The sequence below is a fragment of the Qipengyuania flava genome (assembly GCF_011762005.1).
GTDB classification, from domain to species: Bacteria; Pseudomonadota; Alphaproteobacteria; order Sphingomonadales; family Sphingomonadaceae; genus Qipengyuania; species Qipengyuania flava.
The window spans coordinates 928,400-948,363 of record NZ_JAASQU010000001.1 but is presented as its reverse complement, the minus strand read 5'-3'; the positions used below and the strand labels follow the sequence as shown (position 1 = coordinate 948,363).

The 19,964-nt window shown below is 62.9% G+C and carries 19 protein-coding genes and 1 tRNA gene; 16 read left to right on the top strand and 4 right to left on the bottom strand.

All coding sequences use genetic code 11. The features are described from left to right. Positions 1-155: 155 nt before the first annotated feature. Both lon and FHS69_RS04605 read left to right on the top strand, forming a co-directional pair. Positions 156-2,543: an endopeptidase La gene (gene lon / locus FHS69_RS04610; protein ID WP_166776709.1), complete on the top strand. Its 2,388-nt coding sequence runs from the start codon at positions 156-158 to the stop codon at positions 2,541-2,543. A gap of 253 nt (positions 2,544-2,796) precedes the next feature. Further along, positions 2,797-3,069: an HU family DNA-binding protein gene (locus tag FHS69_RS04605; RefSeq protein WP_067469728.1), complete on the top strand. Its 273-nt coding sequence runs from the start codon at positions 2,797-2,799 to the stop codon at positions 3,067-3,069. Between the two features lie 93 nt (positions 3,070-3,162). Here FHS69_RS04605 and FHS69_RS04600 read toward each other — a convergent pair whose 3' ends face one another. Continuing rightward, positions 3,163-3,996, bottom strand: coding sequence for a V-type ATP synthase subunit E family protein (locus tag FHS69_RS04600; protein WP_166776708.1), 834 nt, complete (start codon positions 3,994-3,996; stop codon positions 3,163-3,165). Positions 3,997-4,022: 26 nt separating this feature from the next. Further along, on the bottom strand, positions 4,023-4,811 hold the full coding sequence (gene rlmB / locus FHS69_RS04595) for a 23S rRNA (guanosine(2251)-2'-O)-methyltransferase RlmB (protein WP_067470011.1): 789 nt from the start codon (positions 4,809-4,811) through the stop codon (positions 4,023-4,025). 142 nt (positions 4,812-4,953) lie between these two features. Here rlmB and FHS69_RS04590 point away from each other — a divergent pair. Next, positions 4,954-5,039: transfer RNA gene (locus tag FHS69_RS04590), tRNA-Tyr, on the top strand. A gap of 48 nt (positions 5,040-5,087) precedes the next feature. Here FHS69_RS04590 and FHS69_RS04585 read toward each other — a convergent pair. Continuing rightward, complete coding sequence (locus FHS69_RS04585) at positions 5,088-5,798, bottom strand: Crp/Fnr family transcriptional regulator (RefSeq protein WP_166776707.1); 711 nt, start codon at positions 5,796-5,798, stop codon at positions 5,088-5,090. 96 nt (positions 5,799-5,894) lie between these two features. Here FHS69_RS04585 and FHS69_RS04580 point away from each other — a divergent pair, with 96 nt between their 5' ends. Genes FHS69_RS04580 through FHS69_RS04570 form a run of 3 tightly spaced genes read left to right on the top strand, consistent with a single transcriptional unit; the run spans position 5,895 to position 8,638 of the window. Further along, positions 5,895-7,037: a beta-ketoacyl-ACP synthase III gene (locus tag FHS69_RS04580; protein WP_166776706.1), complete on the top strand. Its 1,143-nt coding sequence runs from the start codon at positions 5,895-5,897 to the stop codon at positions 7,035-7,037. 39 nt (positions 7,038-7,076) lie between these two features. After that, positions 7,077-7,829 carry a phosphatidylserine decarboxylase gene (locus tag FHS69_RS04575; RefSeq protein ID WP_067469739.1) on the top strand — a complete coding sequence of 251 codons (753 nt, stop codon included), beginning with the start codon at positions 7,077-7,079 and terminating at the stop codon, positions 7,827-7,829. Next, on the top strand, positions 7,826-8,638 hold the full coding sequence (locus tag FHS69_RS04570; RefSeq protein ID WP_067673172.1) for a CDP-alcohol phosphatidyltransferase family protein: 813 nt from the start codon (positions 7,826-7,828) through the stop codon (positions 8,636-8,638). The genes FHS69_RS04575 and FHS69_RS04570 overlap by 4 nt, the downstream gene beginning before the upstream one ends. Here FHS69_RS04570 and FHS69_RS04565 read toward each other — a convergent pair. Beyond that, a complete protein-coding gene (locus FHS69_RS04565; RefSeq protein ID WP_166776705.1) occupies positions 8,622-8,936 on the bottom strand; it encodes a hypothetical protein in 315 nt (104 codons plus the stop codon). The two genes, FHS69_RS04570 and FHS69_RS04565, sit on opposite strands and share 17 nt — an antisense overlap. Before the next feature lie 272 nt (positions 8,937-9,208). Between FHS69_RS04565 and rpsB the strand changes: the two genes are divergently transcribed. From rpsB to FHS69_RS04515, 10 genes are all read left to right on the top strand, one after another. After that, entirely contained in the window at positions 9,209-9,961 is a 753-nt protein-coding gene (rpsB, locus tag FHS69_RS04560) for a 30S ribosomal protein S2 (protein ID WP_130586353.1), read from the top strand. Positions 9,962-10,071: 110 nt separating this feature from the next. After that, the gene (gene tsf, locus FHS69_RS04555; protein ID WP_166776704.1) at positions 10,072-10,998 is read left to right on the top strand and encodes a translation elongation factor Ts; all 927 of its coding nucleotides are present in this window, start codon (positions 10,072-10,074) and stop codon (positions 10,996-10,998) included. A gap of 340 nt (positions 10,999-11,338) precedes the next feature. After that, positions 11,339-12,055 (top strand): UMP kinase, encoded by a 717-nt coding sequence (gene pyrH, locus FHS69_RS04550; RefSeq protein ID WP_094063340.1) that lies wholly within the window; start codon positions 11,339-11,341, stop codon positions 12,053-12,055. Between the two features lie 22 nt (positions 12,056-12,077). Next, on the top strand, positions 12,078-12,635 hold the full coding sequence (gene frr, locus FHS69_RS04545) for a ribosome recycling factor (RefSeq protein ID WP_067469754.1): 558 nt from the start codon (positions 12,078-12,080) through the stop codon (positions 12,633-12,635). Positions 12,636-12,771: 136 nt separating this feature from the next. Beyond that, positions 12,772-13,413 carry a polyprenyl diphosphate synthase gene (gene uppS, locus FHS69_RS04540; protein ID WP_243844560.1) on the top strand — a complete coding sequence of 214 codons (642 nt, stop codon included), beginning with the start codon at positions 12,772-12,774 and terminating at the stop codon, positions 13,411-13,413. Further along, on the top strand, positions 13,400-14,113 hold the full coding sequence (locus tag FHS69_RS04535; RefSeq protein ID WP_243844526.1) for a phosphatidate cytidylyltransferase: 714 nt from the start codon (positions 13,400-13,402) through the stop codon (positions 14,111-14,113). Before uppS ends, FHS69_RS04535 begins: the two co-directional genes overlap by 14 nt. Then, positions 14,110-15,261 carry a 1-deoxy-D-xylulose-5-phosphate reductoisomerase gene (dxr, locus tag FHS69_RS04530; protein ID WP_166776702.1) on the top strand — a complete coding sequence of 384 codons (1,152 nt, stop codon included), beginning with the start codon at positions 14,110-14,112 and terminating at the stop codon, positions 15,259-15,261. Before FHS69_RS04535 ends, dxr begins: the two co-directional genes overlap by 4 nt. Before the next feature lie 9 nt (positions 15,262-15,270). Then, positions 15,271-16,407, top strand: coding sequence for an RIP metalloprotease RseP (gene rseP / locus FHS69_RS04525; RefSeq protein WP_166776701.1), 1,137 nt, complete (start codon positions 15,271-15,273; stop codon positions 16,405-16,407). 171 nt (positions 16,408-16,578) lie between these two features. Beyond that, a complete protein-coding gene (bamA, locus tag FHS69_RS04520) occupies positions 16,579-19,278 on the top strand; it encodes an outer membrane protein assembly factor BamA (protein ID WP_166776700.1) in 2,700 nt (899 codons plus the stop codon). Continuing rightward, a complete protein-coding gene (locus FHS69_RS04515) occupies positions 19,278-19,958 on the top strand; it encodes an OmpH family outer membrane protein (protein WP_067673184.1) in 681 nt (226 codons plus the stop codon). Before bamA ends, FHS69_RS04515 begins: the two co-directional genes overlap by 1 nt. The last annotated feature ends 6 nt before the right edge of the window (positions 19,959-19,964 follow it).

Below are 19,964 nucleotides of genomic sequence, written 5' to 3'. Positions count from 1 at the left end.
CTCCCGCTCAGGTCAGATGGTTAACCTATGTTAACGCGGATTCGATTGTAATCATGCGCCATCCACAGAGTTTCCGCGGTGATGTTGCGTTGTGGGACAGCGCTTACCATATTCCTCGCGAAAGGCCGGTGCCCGGCCGCGATTGGATTTGATTGATGGTTGAGACCTACCCCCTTCTTCCCCTCCGCGACATCGTCGTCTTCCCCGGCATGGTGGTCCCGCTTTTTGTCGGACGTGACAAGTCGGTGGCGGCGCTCGAGGCGGCCATGGAAGGCAGCAAGGACATCTTCCTGCTCGCGCAGCTCGATCCGGGCTGCGACGATCCCGAACGCGATGACCTGTTCGATGTGGGCGTGATCGCGCAGGTCCTGCAATTGCTCAAGCTGCCCGATGGCACCGTGCGTGTGCTCGTTCAGGGCACCGCGCGTGCCGCGCTCGATCGGCTCGAGCCACGCGGCGACCATGTCGAAGCCGTGGTCGAAGTGAAGGATACTGTCACCGCATCGGGCAGTGAAGTGGTGGCCATGATGCGGCAGGTGGTCGAGCAGTTCGGCGATTATGCCAAGCTGAACAAGAAGCTGGGCGAAGAAGCCGCCGAACAGCTCGGCGACATCGATGACGCGGGCGAGCTGGCGGATACCATTGCCGCCGCAATCAACGCCAAGGTTTCCGACAAGCAGGCACTGCTCGTCGAACGCGACCCGCTCAAGCGGCTCGAGATGGTTATGTCCTTCATGGAAGGCGAATTGTCGGTGCTGCAGGTGGAGCGGCGCATCCGCGGGCGCGTGAAGCGCCAGATGGAAAAGACCCAGCGCGAGTATTATCTTAATGAGCAGCTGAAGGCGATCCAGAACGAGCTGGGCGGTGATGACGACGGCAGCAACGAGATTGCGGAGCTTACCGAAAAGATCGGCAAGACCAAGCTGAGCAAGGAAGCGCGTGAAAAGGCGGAAGCCGAGCTAAAGAAGCTCAAGGCGATGCAACCGATGAGCGCCGAAGCCACCGTGATCCGTAATTACCTCGACGTGTTGCTCGACCTGCCCTGGGGCAAGAAGAGCAAGGTTAAGAAGGACATCGGCGAAGCGCAGAAGGTCCTTGATGCGGACCATTACGGGCTTGAGAAGGTCAAGGACCGGATCATCGAATATCTCGCGGTCCAGGCGCGCACGCGCAAGCTGAAGGGACCGATCCTGTGCCTCGTCGGTCCGCCCGGGGTCGGCAAGACCTCGCTCGGCAAGAGCATTGCCAAGGCTACGGGGCGGGAATTCGTGCGCCAGTCGCTCGGCGGCGTACGCGACGAAGCGGAGATCCGGGGCCACCGCCGGACCTACATCGGCTCGCTACCGGGCAAGATCGTGACGAATCTAAAGAAAGCGGGCAAGATCAACCCGCTGTTCCTGCTCGACGAAATCGACAAGCTCGGCCAGGATTTCCGCGGCGACCCGGCTTCCGCTCTGCTCGAGGTGCTCGATCCCGAACAGAACAACAAGTTCCAGGATCATTACCTCGAACTCGATCTCGATCTGAGCGACATCATGTTCGTGACCACCGCGAACAGTCTCAAACTTCCGCAGCCGCTGCTGGACCGGATGGAGATCATCCGGCTCGAAGGCTATACCGAGGACGAAAAGGTCGAGATCGCAAAGCGTCACCTGCTGCCCAAGCAGATTGCAGAACATGGGCTGAAGAAGGGCGAGTTCGAGCTCACCGAGGACGGTCTGCGCGATCTGATCCGCTATTACACGCGCGAAGCGGGTGTCCGCACGCTCGAACGCGAACTGGCGCGGCTGGCGCGTAAGAGCCTGCGCAAGATACTCGAGAAGGAAGTGGAAAGCGTTTCGATCACGCCCGACAATCTCAGCGACTTCGCGGGTGTCCGCAAGTTCAAGCACGGCATGGGCGAGGAGGAGCCGCAAGTCGGCGCGGTGACCGGTCTCGCCTGGACCGAGGTCGGGGGCGAACTGCTCACGATCGAGAGCGTCACCACGCCGGGCAAGGGCGAGATCAAGACCACCGGCAAGCTTGGCGACGTGATGAACGAAAGCGTTGCCGCGGCGTTCAGCTTCGTCAAGGCACGCGCCCCGCATTACGGGATCAAGCCCAGCCTGTTCCATCGCCGCAACATCCATATCCACCTGCCCGAGGGCGCAGTGCCCAAGGACGGGCCCAGCGCGGGTGTGGGCATGGTGACCTCGATTGTCTCTACCTTGTCGGGCGTGGCGGTGCGTCCCGATGTCGCGATGACCGGCGAAGTCACATTGCGCGGTAGGGTGCTGGCGATCGGCGGCCTCAAGGAGAAGCTGCTGGCTGCGCTGCGCGGCGGCATCGCCAAGGTCTTGATCCCCGAGGAGAACGTCAAGGACCTCGCGGAAATTCCCGACAATGTGAAGGACGGGCTTGAAATCGTTCCAGTTTCGCATGTCGACGAGGTGCTTACCCATGCGCTTTGCAGCATGCCCGAGCCGATCGAGTGGACCGAGGCGGACGATCTGGCTGCGCAACCGGATCATGCCCAACGGCCGGCTTCGCCCACCGCACACTGACAAATGATGTGCTGCATCGCAGCGACTCGGACCGGGGACGCCAGGCACCGCCTGCCGTTTCTCCGGTCGCGAGCACGGCTATGCCGATGGTGAATGGGAGCTTCACCGTAAATCCGTCGCAAATGTCCTGAAATCCGCCAAATTCAGCGGAATTTGCCTTTGACACCGCGTGGAAAAAACTCTCAATTCGTCCGCCTTCACCGAGGCGATTCAGCCAATACCTTTCTACGATAAGAACAAGGGGGTTTTACTCATGAACAAGAACGATCTGATCAGCGCAGTTGCCGATTCCAGCGGCCTTTCGAAGAGCGACGCTTCGAGCGCCGTCGAAGGCGTTTTCGACGCCATCACCAAGGCCCTGTCGAGCGGCGATGAAGTGCGTCTGGTCGGTTTCGGCACGTTCTCGGTCGCGAAGCGCAAGGCTTCGACCGGTCGCAACCCGCGCACTGGCGAACCGATGACGATCAAGGCTTCCAACCAGCCGAAGTTCAAGGCCGGCAAGGGCCTCAAGGATTCGGTCAACTAAGCCAAATTTTCCTGGTCGTCGCCCCGCCTCGCGGCGCCAAGACGGGATCGAACTTCGCCGCGCTTTCCACCCGGAAAGCGCGGCGTTTTCGGTTTACCGGTCGAATGCAATCAATGCCGTGGGTGGTTGATGCGTTGCTGGGCCAATGGTCCATTCGAGCGCTTGGCCCTGCGCGTGCGGGGCAGGGCCTTCGTCGGTATTGTTGGCCAGAATGCGACCGCTGGTAACGAGGGTGAAGGTGCCTTCGGGCCTGACGATGCGCGGAGCCTCGCCGGAAGCGTCCGCTTCCGCCAGCGCCATCTTGGCGATCGAGGCGCTTCCGAACATCGGATTGTCCTTGGCGCGTGAGAAATAGCCGGGTGCGTCAACCCGGACCTTGCCATCTTCGCGCAGATTGACGCTGACGAAAGGCGTGGCACCCAGCATGCCTTCCAGCGTGGGGAAAACGAAGTCATGCGTCAGCGTGCCTTCGACCGCGAATTCGACATCGAACAGTCCTTCGCCGATGTAGGATACACGCTCCCAACCGCGTTGCCGCTGCATCCGGGCCGCGATCTCATCGGCCGCGGCGGGATCGTTGGGATCGATATCGCCCAGCAGAACCCGCATCTCTTCCGCCTCTCGCCGCGCCGTCGCCCGCCGTTCTTCGGCCTCGGCGTCCCACTGGGCGCGCTGCTCCTCGACTTCGGCCGAGGTGCATTCGCGGATGTCCCATTCATCATCGTAGCACTCGGCCTCGAAAACCTGCTCATCTCCTTCGGCCATTTTCGCGAGCTTGCTCAGCGCCAGCATCTCGATTTCGCCTTCATAGGTGAAGGCGAAACGGTCATTATCCAGCAGGTGCAATTCACTGACGAACCGCCCCGGCGACAAAAGGCAGCCGGTCAGCAGCAGCGGTGCGCACAGCACGATCAAGAGACGTTTCATCGTATTCCCCCCGGTTTGGTAAACCCTCAGCGCGTTGCCACAGCATAGAGCGCGATCGCTCCGGCATTCGACACGTTGAGACTTTCGATCTGATCGCCGATCGGCAGCTTGGCGAGCGCGTCGCAATGCGCCTCGATATTGTGGCGCATGCCTTCCCCTTCGGCGCCGAGCACCAGCGCTACGGGACGTTCGGGCAGGGCCTCGGCGAGCGTGGCCTCGGCCGCCCCGGTCAGTCCGATCCGCCAGTATCCTGCCTCGGCGATCTGTTCGAGCGCACGCGCCAGATTGACCACCCGTATCCAGGGCACCACCTCGAGTGCCCCTGAAGCGGCCTTGCCGATGACACCGCCCTCGGGCGGGGCGTGGCGGTCCTGCGTGATCAGCGCCGCAGCGCCGAACGCTGCAGCGGATCGCAGGATGGCGCCCACATTATGCGGGTCGGTAACTTGGTCGAGGACGACCAGCGGCCGCGCGGGATCGCCGTCCAACACCTCATCGAGATGCCGGTCCTCGAGCGGGGCGCATTCGAGCACGAGGCCCTGATGCGGTGCATCCTTCGCCACTAGGCGGGCGAGATCGGTCACATCCGCATATTCCAGCGGAAAATCGGCGGGAAGCTCCCCGTCGAGCGTCTCGATCGCTTCACGGGTCGCCCAGAGCTTGCGGTGTACGCGTTCGGGGTTCTTGAGCGCGGCTTCGACCGCATGACGGCCCCACAGCCTGACCTGTCCGGCGCTCGCCCGTCCGCTGCCGCGGCCACCCTTCATCCGGCCGGCTCGGCCCCTGAGTGCGCGTTTGCGTTCGCCTTTCGCCATCAAATTCGTCCTGTCTGCATGATTGTGTGCGGCCTGTGCCAGCGAGGGCATTGACAGGCAAGCATCGCTTCGCCAAAGGGGCGCCTCTCGGCACGGGATCGGGCTTCCGATCCCTCGGTTTCCTTAGCGAAATGGCCCGTGTGGACAGGTGGCCGAGTGGTTAAAGGCAGCAGACTGTAAATCTGCCCGCGCAAGCGTACGCTGGTTCGAATCCAGCCCTGTCCACCACCGCCATTCGCTACATCCCACAACGCATCGCCGGATTTCGGGCCGTCATCAGCCCGCCAGTTCTTCGAGCTCTCGTCTGTCCCGCAAAACGATCTCCCGGCGCGAGGGGGTGTCGATCAGGCCGGCGCTGCGCAGGCGCGAAAGCTGGCGGCTGACGGTTTCGATGGTCAGGCCGAGCACGTCGGCCATCTGTTGTCGTGAAAGCGGGAGGGTGACGAAAGTTTCGCCGCCAACGCCTGCCTTCCCCAGGCGATCCGTGAGTTCCAGCAGGAAGCTGGCAACTTTCTGCCCGGCGTTCATCCGGCCGAGCAGCATCATCCACCGGCGGCTACGGTCGAGTTCGGTCAGCGTGCGCTCGAGCAATTTGTGCTCGAGCCGCGGATGGTCGCGGGCGAAGCGGTCGAAATCCTTGCGCTCGAATACGCAGATTTGCGCCTCTGTCAGCGCCTCCACCCCATAGGGGGCGGTTTCGCCGAACGGGCGACCGAGAAAGTCGGATGGATAGGCGAGCCCGAGGATCTGCTCGCCGCCATCGGCCGAATGCGATGCCAGCTTGAGCACGCCGTCGATCACATTGGCGACGAGGACCGCCTCGTCGCCTTCCCACATAAGTTGTTCGCCTGCTTCGAGCTGGCGCCGGCGACCGATGCCGTTGAGCAATCCGATTTCATCATCGTCGAGATCCGCGCAGATGGCACGATTGCGAATGGCGCAGGCGTCGCAGAAATTCGTCGGTCGGGTGGCCGGGAGATGTTCCATGCTTCGGGACTAGGGGCTGCCTCGCGATCTGCCAAGCCGGGGTTTGGCGGCTTGGCGGAACTTGCGGGAACGGGGGAGCGCGCCTAATCAGCCAGCATGAGTCACAACAAGACCTTGGCCGGGCGCCCTGTCATCTCTTCCACCGGGCTGTTTACACCGGCGGAAACCATCACCAACGAAGAGCTCGTCGACAGCTTCAATCGCTATGTCGAACGGTTCAATGCCGAGAACGCCGATGCGATCGCGGCAGGGGACACGGCGGCGCTGCAACCGAGTTCGGTCGAATTCATCGAGAAGGCCAGCGGGATCAAGGCGCGCCACGTGATGGCGAAGGAACCGATCCTCGATCCGGGCACGATGGAGCCGCGCCTGCCCGAGCGTTCGAACGAGGAATTGTCGTTCATGGCCGAGATCGGCGTGAAGGCTGCGCGCCAGGCGCTGGAGCAGGCCGGGCGCGATGTGGCCGACGTCGATGCAGTGCTGTGCGCCGCGTCGAACATGGAGCGCCCCTATCCGGCCATGGCGATCGAGATCCAGCAGGAACTGGGCATCGAGGGTTTCGCCTTCGATATGAACGTCGCGTGTTCGTCGGCGACCTTCGGTATCCAGACTGCGGCGGACTACATCCGTTCGGGCAACGCGAAGAGCGTGCTGGTCGTCAGCCCGGAAATCACCAGCGGTCATCTCAACTGGCGCGACCGCGACAGCCATTTCATCTTCGGTGATGTTGCGACGGCGGTGTTGGTCGAAGATGCCGCCATCGCGCCCGGCACGCATTGGGACATTCTGGGTACGCGGCTCAAGACCGTCTTCTCGAACAACATCCGCAACAATTTCGGTTTCCTCAACCGTGCCTCGCCCGAAGGCGAGGGCAAAGCCGACAAGCTGTTCGTTCAGGAAGGCCGCAAGGTCTTCAAGGAAGTGGTGCCGATGGTCGCCGAAATGATCGTGACCGAAGCGGAGCGGCTGGGTATCGACCCGCAGGCATTGCGGCGGTTGTGGCTGCACCAGGCGAATGCGGGCATGAACCGGCTGATCGCCCAAAAAGTGCTCGGCCATGAAGCCAGCGCGGACGAAAGCCCGACCGTGCTCGACACCTATGCTAACACGTCCAGCGCGGGATCGATCATTGCTTTTCACAAGCACAATCGCGATCTTGCCGATGGCGATACGGGGCTGATCTGCAGCTTCGGTGCCGGTTATTCGGCCGGTGCAGTCTTCGTGCGCAAGGTCGCGTGATACCTTGTGAGGCGGCAGCGCACCCACTAGGTGTCTGCAATGGCAGGTGACCTCCTCGATAATCGTGGCCGCGGCGATGTGCGTTGGTCGTGGCCCCCGATTCATCCCGAAGGACGCAAGTTCGGCGCCGTCACGGTGGTCGTCAGCCTTATCTTCCTGCTCGGGCTCGACTGGGAGATTGTCGGCTGGCCGCTTCTGCTGCTTTCGCTGGGCGTCTTCGCCTTCTTCCGCGACCCCGAACGAGTGGTGCCGCAGGACGAACGGCTGATCGTCTCCCCCGCGGACGGGCTGGTGTCATTGATCGCCGAGGTCGAACCTCCGTCCGAACTGGTGGTGGATGACGGGAGCGGGCATGCCGGACTTCAGCCGGGCAAGGTCACGCGCATTTCGATCTTCATGTCGGTCTTCGATGTGCACATCAACCGTTCGCCGATCGCGGGCACCGTACGCCGGGTGATCTACATCCCGGGCAGTTTCGTAGACGCGGGCCTCGACAAGGCAAGTGAGGAAAACGAACGGCAGCACGTGCTGATCGAACGCACCGACGGGCTCAAGCTTGGCTTTACGCAAATCGCCGGGCTTGTCGCCCGGCGGATCGTGCCTTTCGTCAAGCCGGGCGACATGCTGGGCGTTGGCCAGCGTGTCGGCCTCATTCGCTTCGGCAGCCGGGTGGACGTGTACCTTCCCGCGGGAACCGACCCCAAGGTGCTGCTGGGCCAAAAGGTCATCGCGGGGGAAACCGTTCTGGCAGAAGTGGGATCGCAGCAATTGCTCGAAGGCGTATCGCAATGAACGACACCGGCTCTCCTCCCGACGGCGGCGCGCGTCTCGGCCCCAAGGCCACCGAAGACGAACAACCGGCAGAGGTTCACACGCGCGCGCTGACACTACGCGCGATGATCCCCAACGCGATCACCGCTGCAGCGCTTTGTTCGGGGCTGACCGGTATCCGCTTCGCAATCGACGAACAATGGGGCGCGGCGGTGGTAGCGGTCATCCTCGCCGGCGTGCTCGACGGGATCGACGGCCGGATCGCACGGGCGCTCAAGGCGCAGTCGCGCTTCGGTGCCGAACTCGACAGTCTTGCCGATTCGCTCAGCTTCGGCACGGCTCCGGCAATCATCGTGTTCCTGTGGTCGCTCTCCGCCGAACCGCGGCTCGGCTGGTTCGCCGCCTTGGCGTTCGCGATTTGCTGTGCGCTGCGCCTGGCGCGCTTCAACGCGCAGATCGATGTCGAGAACCAGCCGCACAAATCGCTCGGCTTCCTGACCGGTGTTCCGGCGCCGCTTGGCGCGGGGCTGGCATTCGCGCCCTTTTACCTGTGGATGGCGACCGGTCTCGACGAGTTCCGCAACCCGATCGGCGTCGGGATCTGGCTTGCCGCTATTGCGCTGCTCATGATTTCGAACATGGCCACGCCGAGCTGGACGTCGCTGCGCCCGCGGCGCGGGATCAGGCTCGAGGTTCTGGCCTTTGTAGGATTGCTGTTCGCCGCCTTGCTGGTTGAGCCATGGTGGACGCTCAGCGCGATCTGCGTCGGGTACCTGCTGCTCCTGCCGTATTCGCTGCTGCGTTACGCGCGGTTCAAGCGGCGCGGCTGACCCCTGTCACCGAGGCGCGCAAGCCGCCCGAGCGAGCCGCAGGCAGCGGATTGTGGGAGCGATATGCCGGACGAAGCGCGGGCAGCGTCGCCGGTCCATCCTTGAGTTCGCGCCGCAGCTGACCGAACGCCGACCACCAGCGCAATCCGCTGTCTGCAAGCGTGGCAACCGAGGCCAGGCCGATGACGGTAAGAAGCGCGATGAAGAACAATGCGAACATTTCGAAATCTCCAAGCCCGGTGTCGACAAGGGTGTTGGCAGCCCGGGGAAAGTCCTGTGGAAAACGCGTCTCGGCCACCGAGCGTTCCGGCGATGGGACTTGTGTTCTCTATTTGTTCCTGCCTGTCAAACGCTTTTTGCGCCAGAAATCCATTTTATTGCGATGAATTGAGTCTGGATTCGGCCGACAAACAGCGCTAAGGGCGCGCGGTCCGCAGCGAATGGGTCGATTCCCGACCGGTTCCACGCGGGCAAATCCACATGGAAGGCGCACATACCGGTGCCCGCCGCAGGACATGACCGCATTCGGGTTCCAGCTTTCCAGAGGCATAACCGGAAAGGAATATGATTATGGCGGCTCCTACCGTCACGATGCAGCAATTGATCGAGGCCGGCTCGCACTTCGGCCACCAGACCCACCGTTGGAACCCGCGCATGAAGCCGTACATCTTCGGCGCGCGCAACGGCATCCACATCATCGACCTGTCGCAGACCGTTCCGCTGTTCGCGCGCGCGCTCGACTTCATCCAGCAGACCGCACGTTCGGGCGGCAAGGTGCTGTTCGTCGGCACCAAGCGCCAGGCGCAGGACGCGATTCGTGAAGCCGCGCTCGCTTCGGGCCAGCACTACGTCAACCACCGCTGGCTGGGTGGCATGCTGACCAACTGGAAGACGATCAGCGAACGCATCAAGTACCTCAAGTCGCTCGACGAGCGCCTGGCTGGCGACACTGCGGGCCTCACCAAGAAGGAAGTCCTCGACCTGACCCGCAAGCGGGACAAGCTCGAACTGTCGCTTGGCGGTATCCGCGACATGGGTGGCATTCCCGACGTGATGTTCGTGATCGACGCCAACATGGAAGACCTCGCGATCAAGGAAGCCAACGTTCTCGGCATCCCGGTCGTCGCCGTGCTCGACACCAATGTCGATCCCGAAGGCATCGCATTCCCGATCCCGGGCAATGACGACGCCGCGCGCGCCATCCGTCTTTACTGCGATGCAGTCGCCAATGCGGCCAAGAGCGGCAAGGGCGACGGCGTGCAGGATTCGGGTGCCGATGTCGGCGCGATGGAAAACCCGCCCGAAGAAACCGCGGCGGCCTGAGCCCTCCAGTGAACGGGCGCCATCATGCGCCCGTCACATAGCGGAGTTACGCGCCGGGCCGCTCCCCAGCTGGCCCGGTGCCCGCACATCATTTCAAGAAGGAAAAGACCATGGCTGCATTCACTGCTGCTGACGTAAAGGCTCTGCGCGAGAAGACCGGCGCAGGCATGATGGACGCCAAGAAGGCCCTCGAAGGCGCCAATGGCGATATCGAAGCCGCGGTCGACGCACTGCGCGCCAAGGGCCTCGCCACCGCCCAGAAGAAGTCGAGCCGTACCGCGGCCGAAGGCCTCGTCGGCGTGGCCGTCGAAGGGACCAAGGGCGTTGCCGTCGAAGTGAACTCGGAAACCGACTTCGTCGCCAAGAACGACAAGTTCCAGGACTTCGTTCGCAAGACCACGCAGGTCGCTCTCGGCACCTCGTCGGACGACGTCGAAGCGCTCAAGGCCTCGGCCTATCCCGACGGTGGCACCGTCGCCGACAAGCTGACCGACAACGTCGCGACCATCGGTGAGAATCAGCAGGTTCGCCGCATGAAGACCGTTTCGGTCACCAATGGCGTGATCGTGCCCTACGTGCACAATGCCGTGTCGCCGGACCTCGGCAAGATCGGCGTGCTCGTCGCGCTCGAAAGCGAAGGCGATGCCGCCAAGCTCGAGGAACTGGGCAAGAAGCTGGCCATGCACATCGCTGCAGCTTTCCCGCAGGCGCTGACCGCAGAAGGCCTCGATGCCGACGTGATCGAGCGCGAGCGTGCGATCGCGAAGGAAAAAGCTGCCGAAAGCGGCAAGCCCGAGAACGTCCAGGAAAAGATGGTCGAAGGCGCGATCGCGAAGTACGCCAAGGAAAACGCGCTGCTTAGCCAGGTCTTCGTGATGGATAACAAGACCCCCATCGCGCAGGTCGTCGAAGCAGCAGGCAAGGAAGCCGGCGCGAAGGTCGAACTGGTCGATTACGTCCGCTTTCAGCTTGGCGAAGGCATCGAGAAGGAAGAAGCCGACTTCGCTGCAGAAGTCGCTGCCGCCGTCGCGGGGTAAATTGTGAACGGTTCGTAGCAAGGGGCTGGAACTACAGCCTAATCTATGAGCTATTACGTGGGCCCGTCTTTTTTACGGGTCGCTTGTATTCGGGAGCGGTCGTCGGACTTCGGTTCGGCGGCCGTTTTCGTATGTATCGCGATTCGGAGCATTGCGCAGTGTTGGCGGGTTATGGTTCCAATGGTCGCGATGGGCTGCCGAGTTCGTGACGCGGCCGACCGTTCTGCGAACTCGTTTGCGCGCGAAGCGTCCCGCGACTCGCAGCGCTTCGCGGTTGGCCCACTTGGCAGCGCGGCCAAGGCGCTCTAAGGCCGCGCAAACTTCTGCTTAGCGAGAACCCATGCCCCTATCGACGATGAAACGTGTCCTCCTGAAGCTCTCGGGCGAGGTGCTGATGGGCGACCAGCAGTTCGGCATCGATCCCGCATTCGTCATGGAACTGGCGAAGGAAGTGAAGACGGCCAAGGAAACCGGGCTCGAAATCTGCCTGGTTATCGGGGGCGGCAACATCTTTCGCGGCATGGCCGGCGCGGCGCAGGGAATGGACCGCGCGCAGGCCGACTACATGGGCATGCTGGCGACGGTAATGAACGCACTGGCAATGCAGAGCGCGCTCGAACAGCTTGGCGTGCAGACGCGCGTGCAGAGCGCGGTGCAGATGGATCAGGTATGCGAACCGGTTATCCGCCGCCGTGCCGAACGCCATCTGGAAAAGGGCCGGATCGTGATCTTCGCCGCAGGCGTGGGCGCCCCCTATTTCACCACCGACAGCGGTGCCGCATTGCGTGCCGCCGAAATGAATTGCGACGCGCTACTGAAGGGCACCAGCGTCGATGGCGTCTATGACAGCGATCCCAAGAAGAATGCCGGAGCCACCCGTTTCGAAACGGTGAGCTATGGCAAGGTGCTGGCCGACGACCTCAAGGTCATGGATGCCAGCGCGGTCGCGCTGTGCCGCGACAACAACATTCCGATCGTCGTCTTCTCGATCCGCGAGAAGGGCAATCTCGCCCGCGTGCTGAGCGGCGAGGGCGTGCAGACGATCGTCAAGAACTGAGCGAACAGTAGAGGAAGCCGCCATGGCCAAGTACGACAAAGCCGATATCGAGCGCCGCATGAACGGGGCGGTCGACAGCCTCAAGAGCGATCTCGCCGGGCTGCGCACCGGGCGCGCCAACACCAGCCTGCTCGATCCGGTAATGGTCGAAGTGTATGGTTCGATGATGCCGCTCAATCAGGTGGCAACGGTCAGCGCGCCCGAACCCCGCATGCTCAGCGTGCAGGTCTGGGACAAGGCCAATGTCACCGCGGTAGAGAAGGGCATCGCCAAGGCAAATCTCGGGCTCAACCCGATGGTCGATGGCCAGAACGTGCGTCTGCCGATGCCCGATCTGACCGAGGAACGTCGCAAGGAACTTGCCAAGCTCGCCGGTCAGTATGCCGAGCAGGCCAAGATCGCGATCCGCAACGTCCGCCGCGACGGGATGGAAGCGCTCAAGGACGACGAGAAGAAAAAGGAAATCTCCGAAGACGAGCGCAAGCGCGGCGAGGACGAGGTCCAGAAGCTGACCGACAAATATGTCGCCGATTGCGACACCGCCGCAGCGCAGAAGGAAAAGGAAATTCTCACGCAGTGAGCGGTCCACGCCGCAACTGTGTTCGCCGCGAGCGCGCTCGGACGTCGGTTATTCCCGCGTGTCCGGACCGCGCCGGCCAGATTTGGATCATCTCGTGACCACTCCCGACAAAGTCGCACGACACGTCGCCATCATCATGGATGGCAATGGTCGCTGGGCCAAGCGCCGCCACCTTCCTCGCGCCATGGGCCATCGGAAGGGAGTCGAGGCGGTGCGCGAACTGGTGCGCAGCCTCAAGGATACGCCGATCGAGTGTCTCACGCTCTATGCATTCAGTTCGGAGAACTGGAAGCGACCCGAGGAGGAAGTCGACGATTTGATGAACCTGATGCGCAAGTTCATCAAATCGGATCTGCCCGAATTCATCGCCAACGATGTCCGGCTGCATATTCTGGGCGACTGGCGCGCGCTCGCGCCGGATATCGTCGCCATGCTCGAGGACGCGATCGCGCAGACCGCCAAGGGGACGCGCACGCTGGCAGTGGCGCTCAATTATGGAGCGCATGCGGAAATCGTGCACGCCGCCCGCAAGGCAGCCGCGGAGGGCGAGATCGATGAGCAGGCAATCGAACGGCACCTGTTCAGTGCGGAAATGCCGCCGCTCGACCTGCTGATCCGCACCAGCGGCGAGGTGCGCCTGTCCAATTTTCTCTTGTGGCAGGCGGCGTATGCGGAAATGCTGTTCCTCGACGTCCTCTGGCCGGATTTTACGCCCGATCACCTGAAGCAGGCGCTGGCCGAGTACGCCGAGAGGGAGAGGCGCTTTGGCGGACGCTGACAAAGTCGCAGAATCGCCCGCACGCAAGAACGCCGATCTGCCCGTGCGCGTGCTTTCCGCGATGGTAATGGTCGCGCTGGCGGGGGGCGCGCTCGTCGCTGGCGATCCCTGGTTCGGCTGGTTCGTCCTCGCCGTGGTGCTGGCCACTCTGGTCGAATTCGTGCTTCTGGTGGTCAAGGCGACCACCAATATCCCCTACCGCTTCGCGGCATTGCTGGCGGGAACGGTCTATATCGGGCTGGCAGGATATCTGCTTGCCCTCTTCCCGTTGCCGGTCGTGGTGGGCGTTGTCGGCGTGGTGATCTGCGTCGACACTTTCGCCTATTTCTTCGGACGGACTCTGGGCGGACCCAAGATCGCGCCTGCGATCAGCCCATCCAAGACGTGGGCGGGGCTGCTGGGCGGAATTGTAGGGGCAACTGTCTGGATTGCAGCGTGGTTGCAATTGGGCCCGCGTGCCTTGCCTGACGAGCTTGCCGCACCGATCGAAAACACCAGCGCTGCACTGATCCTTGGCGTGGGGGCGCTGACCGCAGTGGCTGCGCAGGCGGGCGACTTTCTTGAAAGCTGGCTCAAGCGCAAGGCGGGGGTGAAGGACAGTTCGAAACTGATTCCCGGCCACGGCGGGGTCTTCGACCGGACCGACGGGATGATCCCGGTCGTGCTGCTGGCTGGTGCGCTGCTGGCGGGTGTCCGATGAGCCGCAGTCTGTCGATTTTCGGCGCGACCGGTTCGGTGGGAGAGCAGACGCTCGATCTCGTCCGGCGCAATCGCGCGGACTGGAACGTCGTTGCGCTTACCGCCAATTCCAATGTCGCTGCATTGGCGGATGCCGCGCGCGAATTCGCGGCCGAGGTCGCGGTCGTAGCGGACGAGCGTCACCTGGACGATCTGCGTGATGCGCTTTCGGGCAGCGGGATCGAAGCCGCCGCGGGGCGCAGTGCGCTCTGCGAAGCCGCCGCGCGCCCGGTCGACATGACCGTGGCGGCGATTGTCGGATGCGCGGGGCTCGGCCCGGTGATGGCAGCGATCGAACAAGGCGGCACGATCGCTCTCGCCAACAAGGAGGCGCTGGTTTCCGCGGGCGATGTGATGACCGCGGCGGTCGACCGGCATGGCGCCACGCTTCTCCCCGTCGACAGCGAGCACAATGCGATCTTCCAGTGCCTGCAGGGTGGCGAACTGGCCGACGTCCGCTCAATTACCCTGACCGCTAGCGGTGGCCCGCTGCGCCTGGTCGAGGATCTGTCGGCGGTCACACCCGAACAGGCGATCGCGCATCCCAACTGGGACATGGGCGCGAAGATCAGCGTGGACAGTGCGAGCATGTTCAACAAGGGCCTCGAACTGATCGAGGCGCATCACCTGTTCCCGGTCGGTCTGGATCGCATCCGTATCGTGGTGCATCCGCAGAGCGTGATCCATTCGATGGTCGAATATCGCGACGGCTCGACCCTGGCGCAGCTTGGTCCCTCGGACATGCGCGTGCCGATCGCTTCATGCCTCGCGTGGCCCGCGCGCATGGATACGCCGATGGCGCCGCTCGATCTTCCCACGATCGGCGAAATGAGCTTCTTCGCCCCCGACGAAGTGCGCTTTCCCGCCACGCGCCTTGCACGCGAGGCCGCCGAAGCGGGCGGGGCGGCTCCCGCAGTGCTCAACGCCGCCAATGAAATTGCCGTGGCGGCCTTTCTCGACCGTAAGATCCCGTTCAGCCGGATCGCGCTATTGGTGGAGGATGTCCTCAACCAGGGTGACTTGCCGTCGCCCCCGCAAACGCTCGAAGATGTGTTGCGGGTGGACGAAGACGCCCGCACCCTCGCAATGCGTATGCTGGAGCCTGCCTGACCCGTGGAAATGAACCTGCCCCTGTGGATCTATTACGTGCTCGGCTTCCCGCTGTTGCTGGGCCCGCTCGTGACCATCCACGAACTCGGCCACTATCTGGTGGGCCGCTGGTTCGGCGTGCATGCCGAAGCGTTTTCGGTCGGTTTCGGCAGGGAAATCTGGGGCTTCACCGACAAACGTGGCACGCGCTGGAAGCTGAGCGCGCTGCCGCTGGGCGGCTATGTCCAGTTCAAGGGCGATATGAACCCCGCGAGCATCCCCGATCCCGATGCAGCCTCACGGGCGAGCGCTGAGGAGCGGGCTGGAAGCTTCCATCATGCCGCTTTGTGGAAGCGCGCGCTGATCGTATTCGCGGGGCCGGCCACCAATATCCTGCTTACGCTCGCGATCTTCGCGGGCTTCTTCACGCTCTACGGCAAGCCGGTTCCCGGCGACGCAGCGGAGCAATTGACCGTTGCCGAATTTGCGGAAATCTCGCCCGCGCGTGCTGCCGGAATCGAAGTGGGCGACCGGATCGTCGCGATCGAGGGCGAGCGGATGGAGGATTTCCGCGACGTTCAGGATTCGATCATGCTCTATCCCGGCCGGACGCTCGACGTCACGGTCGAGCGCGACGGGGCGGAGCGCATCTTCGAAGTCCCCGTCCGCAGCGTCGAGATGGAGGATCGTTTCGGCAACGTGTCGAAGGTGGGCCTGATCGGCATCGCCTCGGGGGCGGCCTCGTTCGATTTCGAGCCGCAGGGTCCGATCGCCGCGCTCGGTCTGGCGGTCGATCACTCGCTCGGCATTGTCGACATGATGGTCACCGGGATCGGGCAGATATTTACCGGCGAACGCTCAGTCCAGGAACTAGGCGGACCGGTCAAGATCGCCAAGTTTTCGGGTGAGCAACTCAGCCTCGGAGCGATGGCTTTCATCAATTTCGCAGCGCTGATTTCGCTTAACTTGGCATTCATCAACCTCCTGCCAATTCCGGCGCTCGACGGTGGGCACCTGGCTTTCTACGCGGCAGAAGCAGTCCGCCGGAAGCCGGTTGGTCCCCGCGGAACCGAAGTGGCGTACCGCGCTGGCGTGGCTCTCGTGCTCATGCTGATGGTGTTCGTCACGATCAACGATCTGGTGAGCCTGCCGATTTTCGGCAGATAGCCGGGGAAAGGGAGCGGGAAACCGGCGATTTGCGGTGGCAAAGCTTGATCGGCGCAAGCGCATGGGGCAGGGGACGGCAGGGCCGCTCCGCACCTTGTGGCCAATAGCCGATCGGGAGCTGCTGAAGCCGGGTCTGCTCTGTGTATAACGAGGACGGGAAACTCCTTGTCGATGACTGATTTTGCTCCTGCCGCCACGCGACGCAAGAACCCTGCCGCGCGGCTGGCGATCGGCCTGCTCGCGGGCACCGTGCTGGCCGGCATCCCCACCGTGGCATCCGCGCAGGAAGAGGGCTCCGAGACCGAGGCCGCTCCGGCCGCAACCGCGCAGCGCGACGTGGTTCGCACCATTGCCGTCAGCGGGGCGCAGCGGCTCGAGCCGCAGACTATCCTGTCTTACATCAAGCTGCGTCCGGGCGACGTGTGGACCCAGGCTGCGGGCGATAACGTTCTCAAGGACCTCTACGCGACCGAGCTGTTCTCGAATGCCAGCGTGGTCAACAACGACGGCAACGTCGTGATCGACATCGTCGAGAATCCGGTGATCAACCGCATCATTCTAGAGGGCAATCGGCGGATCAAGAACGACAAGATCCTGCCGGAAATCCGCCTTTCACCGCGTCAGATCTTCACGCGTTCGAAAGTGCGTGCCGACGTTGCGCGGATCATCGAGCTCTACAAGCGGCAGGGACGGTTCGCCGCCACGGTCGAGCCGAAGATGGTGGAGCTTTCGCAGAACCGCGTCGATATCGTGTTCGAGATCAGCGAAGGGCCGAAGTCCAAGGTCCGCCAGATCAACATCATCGGCAACGATGCGTTCTCCGATGGCGAACTGCGCGGCGAAATGCTCACCAAGCAGGCGCGCCTGACCAGCTTCCTCAGCTCGAACACCAGCTACGATCCCGATCGCCTCGCGTTCGACCAGCAGAAGCTGCGCCAGTTCTACCTGACCGAAGGCTATGCCGATTTCCGTGTCGTCTCGGCGGTGGCCGAACTGACGCCCGATAAGCGCGATTTCATCATCACCTATGTGGTCGAGGAGGGCGAGCGCTACAAATTCGGCGAAGTCGACGTGGAATCGCAGATCCGCGACTTCGACGACGATTCCATGACCGCGCGCCTGCCGATGCAGGGGGGCGACTGGTACGATGCCAAGCTGGTCGAGGATACGGTCGAACAGCTCAGTGAACTGGCCGGGACCTTCGGCTACGCTTTTGCCGACGTCCAACCGCAGTTCAGCCGCAATCAGGACACGCTGACGATGGATGTCAGCTTTGTCCTGCGCGAGGCGCCGCGCGTCTATGTCGAGCGCATCGACGTCAACGGCAATACGCTGACGCAGGACAAGGTCGTCCGGCGCGAATTCCGTCTGGCCGAAGGTGATGCCTTCAACTCGCTGTCGGTGGCGCGTTCGACCGCGCGCATCAATTCGCTGGGCTATTTCCAGGAGAACTTCGAGATCAACCAGGTCGAGGGCAGTGCTCCCGACCGGATCGTGCTCGAAGCCAATGTGGAAGAGCAGGCGACCGGCGAACTGCAGCTTTCTGCGGGTTTCTCGAGCCTCGAGAGCTTCATTCTCGCGGGTTCGATCCGCCAGCGCAATTTCCGCGGTCGCGGGCAGACCATCGGCCTCAGCCTCAACTATTCGCGTTATTCGAAATCGGCGCAGGTCAGCTTTTCCGAGCCCTACGTCTTCGACCGGAACATCTCGGCGGGCGTCGATGTCTATCGGCGCGATTACGACAACGATTATTACGACACCGGCTCGGCAAGCTATGCCCAGTCAACCACGGGTCTGCAGATCCGCGCGGGCGTGCCGCTGACAGAATATGTGACCGCTGTCGGCAGCTACACGTTCAACTACGACGACGTTACGCTCGACGAGGGGCTGTACTTCTCCGACCGTGACGGTGACGGGATTGCCACTTGCGATCCGATCCGCGCCAGCCGTTACCTGTGCGAAGCGATCGGCGAACGGACCAGCTCGATCCTCGGCCTGACCTTCAATTACAACACGCTCAACAGCCGCCTGCGTCCTACGCGCGGCGAAACCGTGAGCTGGACGACCGAGTTCGCCGGTCTCGGCGGCGATGTGAAATACCTTCGCTCGCGGGCGCGCGCGGCCAAATACTGGCCGGTGCTCGGCGGCTTCGTCTTCTCGCTCGCAGCCGAAGGCGGCTGGATCCGCAGCCTCGAAGACAATGGCGTCGCGGGACAGGACGATGTGCGCCTGACCGACCGCTTCTTCCTCGGCGAACCGCAAATGCGCGGCTTCGACATTCGCGGCGTCGGTCCGCGGATCGTCCGTCTGCAGTATATCGACGACGATGGCGACGACAGCACGCCGCTGGTCCCGCAGGATATCGAGACTGCACTCGCCAGCGACCAGCGCGTTGACGACTCGCTGGGCGGCAAGGCCTATTATCTCGGCCGCGCCGAACTCGAGATTCCGCTGGGCAGCGGTGCTCGCGAAATGGGCTTGCGCCCGTCGATCTTCCTCGATGTCGGTTCGCTGTTCAGCGTCACCCGTCCGGTCCTGCAGGATTACCCTGACGGGCTCCAAGCAACCGATACCAACGGCAACCTGCTGTACCTGCAGCCGGGTGTCGATGATGAGGGCAACGATATCATCGAGACGGTCACCAACCGTTTCGCCGCCGATGGATCCGAAAACGAACGCAGTGTCATCCCTGGCACATTCTTCCGTGAAGTGTTCCTCGGTGACAGTCCTTCGCCGCGTATTTCGGTTGGCCTCGGCGTCAACTGGAACTCGCCCTTCGGTCCCTTCCGGATCGACGTGTCGCACACGATCAAGAAACAGCTCGGTGACGACCCTAAGACCTTTTCCTTCAACGTAGGAACGCAATTCTGATGAAACGCTTCGCCAAGACCATCGCCGCCGTCGCGCTTGCCGGCACTGCGGCCATCGCCACGCCCGCCGCCGCTCAGGTCGCAGGTGGCATTGCCATCAGCAGCCCCGAGGCCGTGATCGTGCGCAGCCAGGCCCGCATCAATGCTTACCAGCAGATCGACCAGCAGTATTCGGCGCAGATCCAGCAGATTCGCACGCTGCGCCAGGAAATGCAGACGCTGCAGCAGAGCCTCGACACCGATGGCAACGGCCAGCTGAGCCAGGCCGAAGTGCAGGCCAACCAGTCGGTCGTGCAGCAGATCCAGCAGAAGGAGCAGCAGCTCAACCAGGCTTCGCAGCCGATCGTGCTCGCGCAGGCCTATGCGATCGAACAGCTGATCAACGATTACCAGAACGTCCAGCAGCAGGTCGTGCAGCAGAAGAACATCCAGTTGCTGCTCAACCCCGATGCAATCCAGTGGGCGCCCGATGCGGCCAACGTTACCAATGATCTGGTCGCTGCGCTCAACCAGCGCGTCCCGACCGTGCAGATCACCCCGCCGCAGGGCTGGCGCCCGCGTCAGGAATCGCTTTCGGCACAGCAGACGGTGTCGCAGGTCCTGCTCGGTGTCGCGCAGCAGCAGGCTGCCCAGCAGGCCGCTCAGCAACAGCAGCAGACCGCGCAGCCGACCGGCCGCTAAGTCCAG

What these genes read in the sequence shown, in the direction of transcription:
- FHS69_RS04515 (WP_067673184.1), top strand. Translation starts at nt 19,278, where the DNA reads ATGAAACGCTTCGCCAAGACCATCGCCGCCGTCGCGCTTGCCGGCACT.
- dxr (WP_166776702.1), top strand. Translation starts at nt 14,110, where the DNA reads ATGAGCCGCAGTCTGTCGATTTTCGGCGCGACCGGTTCGGTGGGAGAG.
- rseP (WP_166776701.1), top strand. Translation starts at nt 15,271, where the DNA reads ATGAACCTGCCCCTGTGGATCTATTACGTGCTCGGCTTCCCGCTGTTG.
- lon (WP_166776709.1), top strand. Translation starts at nt 156, where the DNA reads ATGGTTGAGACCTACCCCCTTCTTCCCCTCCGCGACATCGTCGTCTTC.
- FHS69_RS04585 (WP_166776707.1), bottom strand. Translation starts at nt 5,798, where the DNA reads ATGGAACATCTCCCGGCCACCCGACCGACGAATTTCTGCGACGCCTGC.
- FHS69_RS04600 (WP_166776708.1), bottom strand. Translation starts at nt 3,996, where the DNA reads ATGAAACGTCTCTTGATCGTGCTGTGCGCACCGCTGCTGCTGACCGGC.
- tsf (WP_166776704.1), top strand. Translation starts at nt 10,072, where the DNA reads ATGGCTGCATTCACTGCTGCTGACGTAAAGGCTCTGCGCGAGAAGACC.
- pyrH (WP_094063340.1), top strand. Translation starts at nt 11,339, where the DNA reads ATGCCCCTATCGACGATGAAACGTGTCCTCCTGAAGCTCTCGGGCGAG.
- FHS69_RS04580 (WP_166776706.1), top strand. Translation starts at nt 5,895, where the DNA reads ATGAGTCACAACAAGACCTTGGCCGGGCGCCCTGTCATCTCTTCCACC.
- FHS69_RS04605 (WP_067469728.1), top strand. Translation starts at nt 2,797, where the DNA reads ATGAACAAGAACGATCTGATCAGCGCAGTTGCCGATTCCAGCGGCCTT.
- rlmB (WP_067470011.1), bottom strand. Translation starts at nt 4,811, where the DNA reads ATGGCGAAAGGCGAACGCAAACGCGCACTCAGGGGCCGAGCCGGCCGG.
- uppS (WP_243844560.1), top strand. Translation starts at nt 12,772, where the DNA reads ATGGATGGCAATGGTCGCTGGGCCAAGCGCCGCCACCTTCCTCGCGCC.
- frr (WP_067469754.1), top strand. Translation starts at nt 12,078, where the DNA reads ATGGCCAAGTACGACAAAGCCGATATCGAGCGCCGCATGAACGGGGCG.
- bamA (WP_166776700.1), top strand. Translation starts at nt 16,579, where the DNA reads ATGACTGATTTTGCTCCTGCCGCCACGCGACGCAAGAACCCTGCCGCG.
- rpsB (WP_130586353.1), top strand. Translation starts at nt 9,209, where the DNA reads ATGGCGGCTCCTACCGTCACGATGCAGCAATTGATCGAGGCCGGCTCG.
- FHS69_RS04575 (WP_067469739.1), top strand. Translation starts at nt 7,077, where the DNA reads ATGGCAGGTGACCTCCTCGATAATCGTGGCCGCGGCGATGTGCGTTGG.
- FHS69_RS04570 (WP_067673172.1), top strand. Translation starts at nt 7,826, where the DNA reads ATGAACGACACCGGCTCTCCTCCCGACGGCGGCGCGCGTCTCGGCCCC.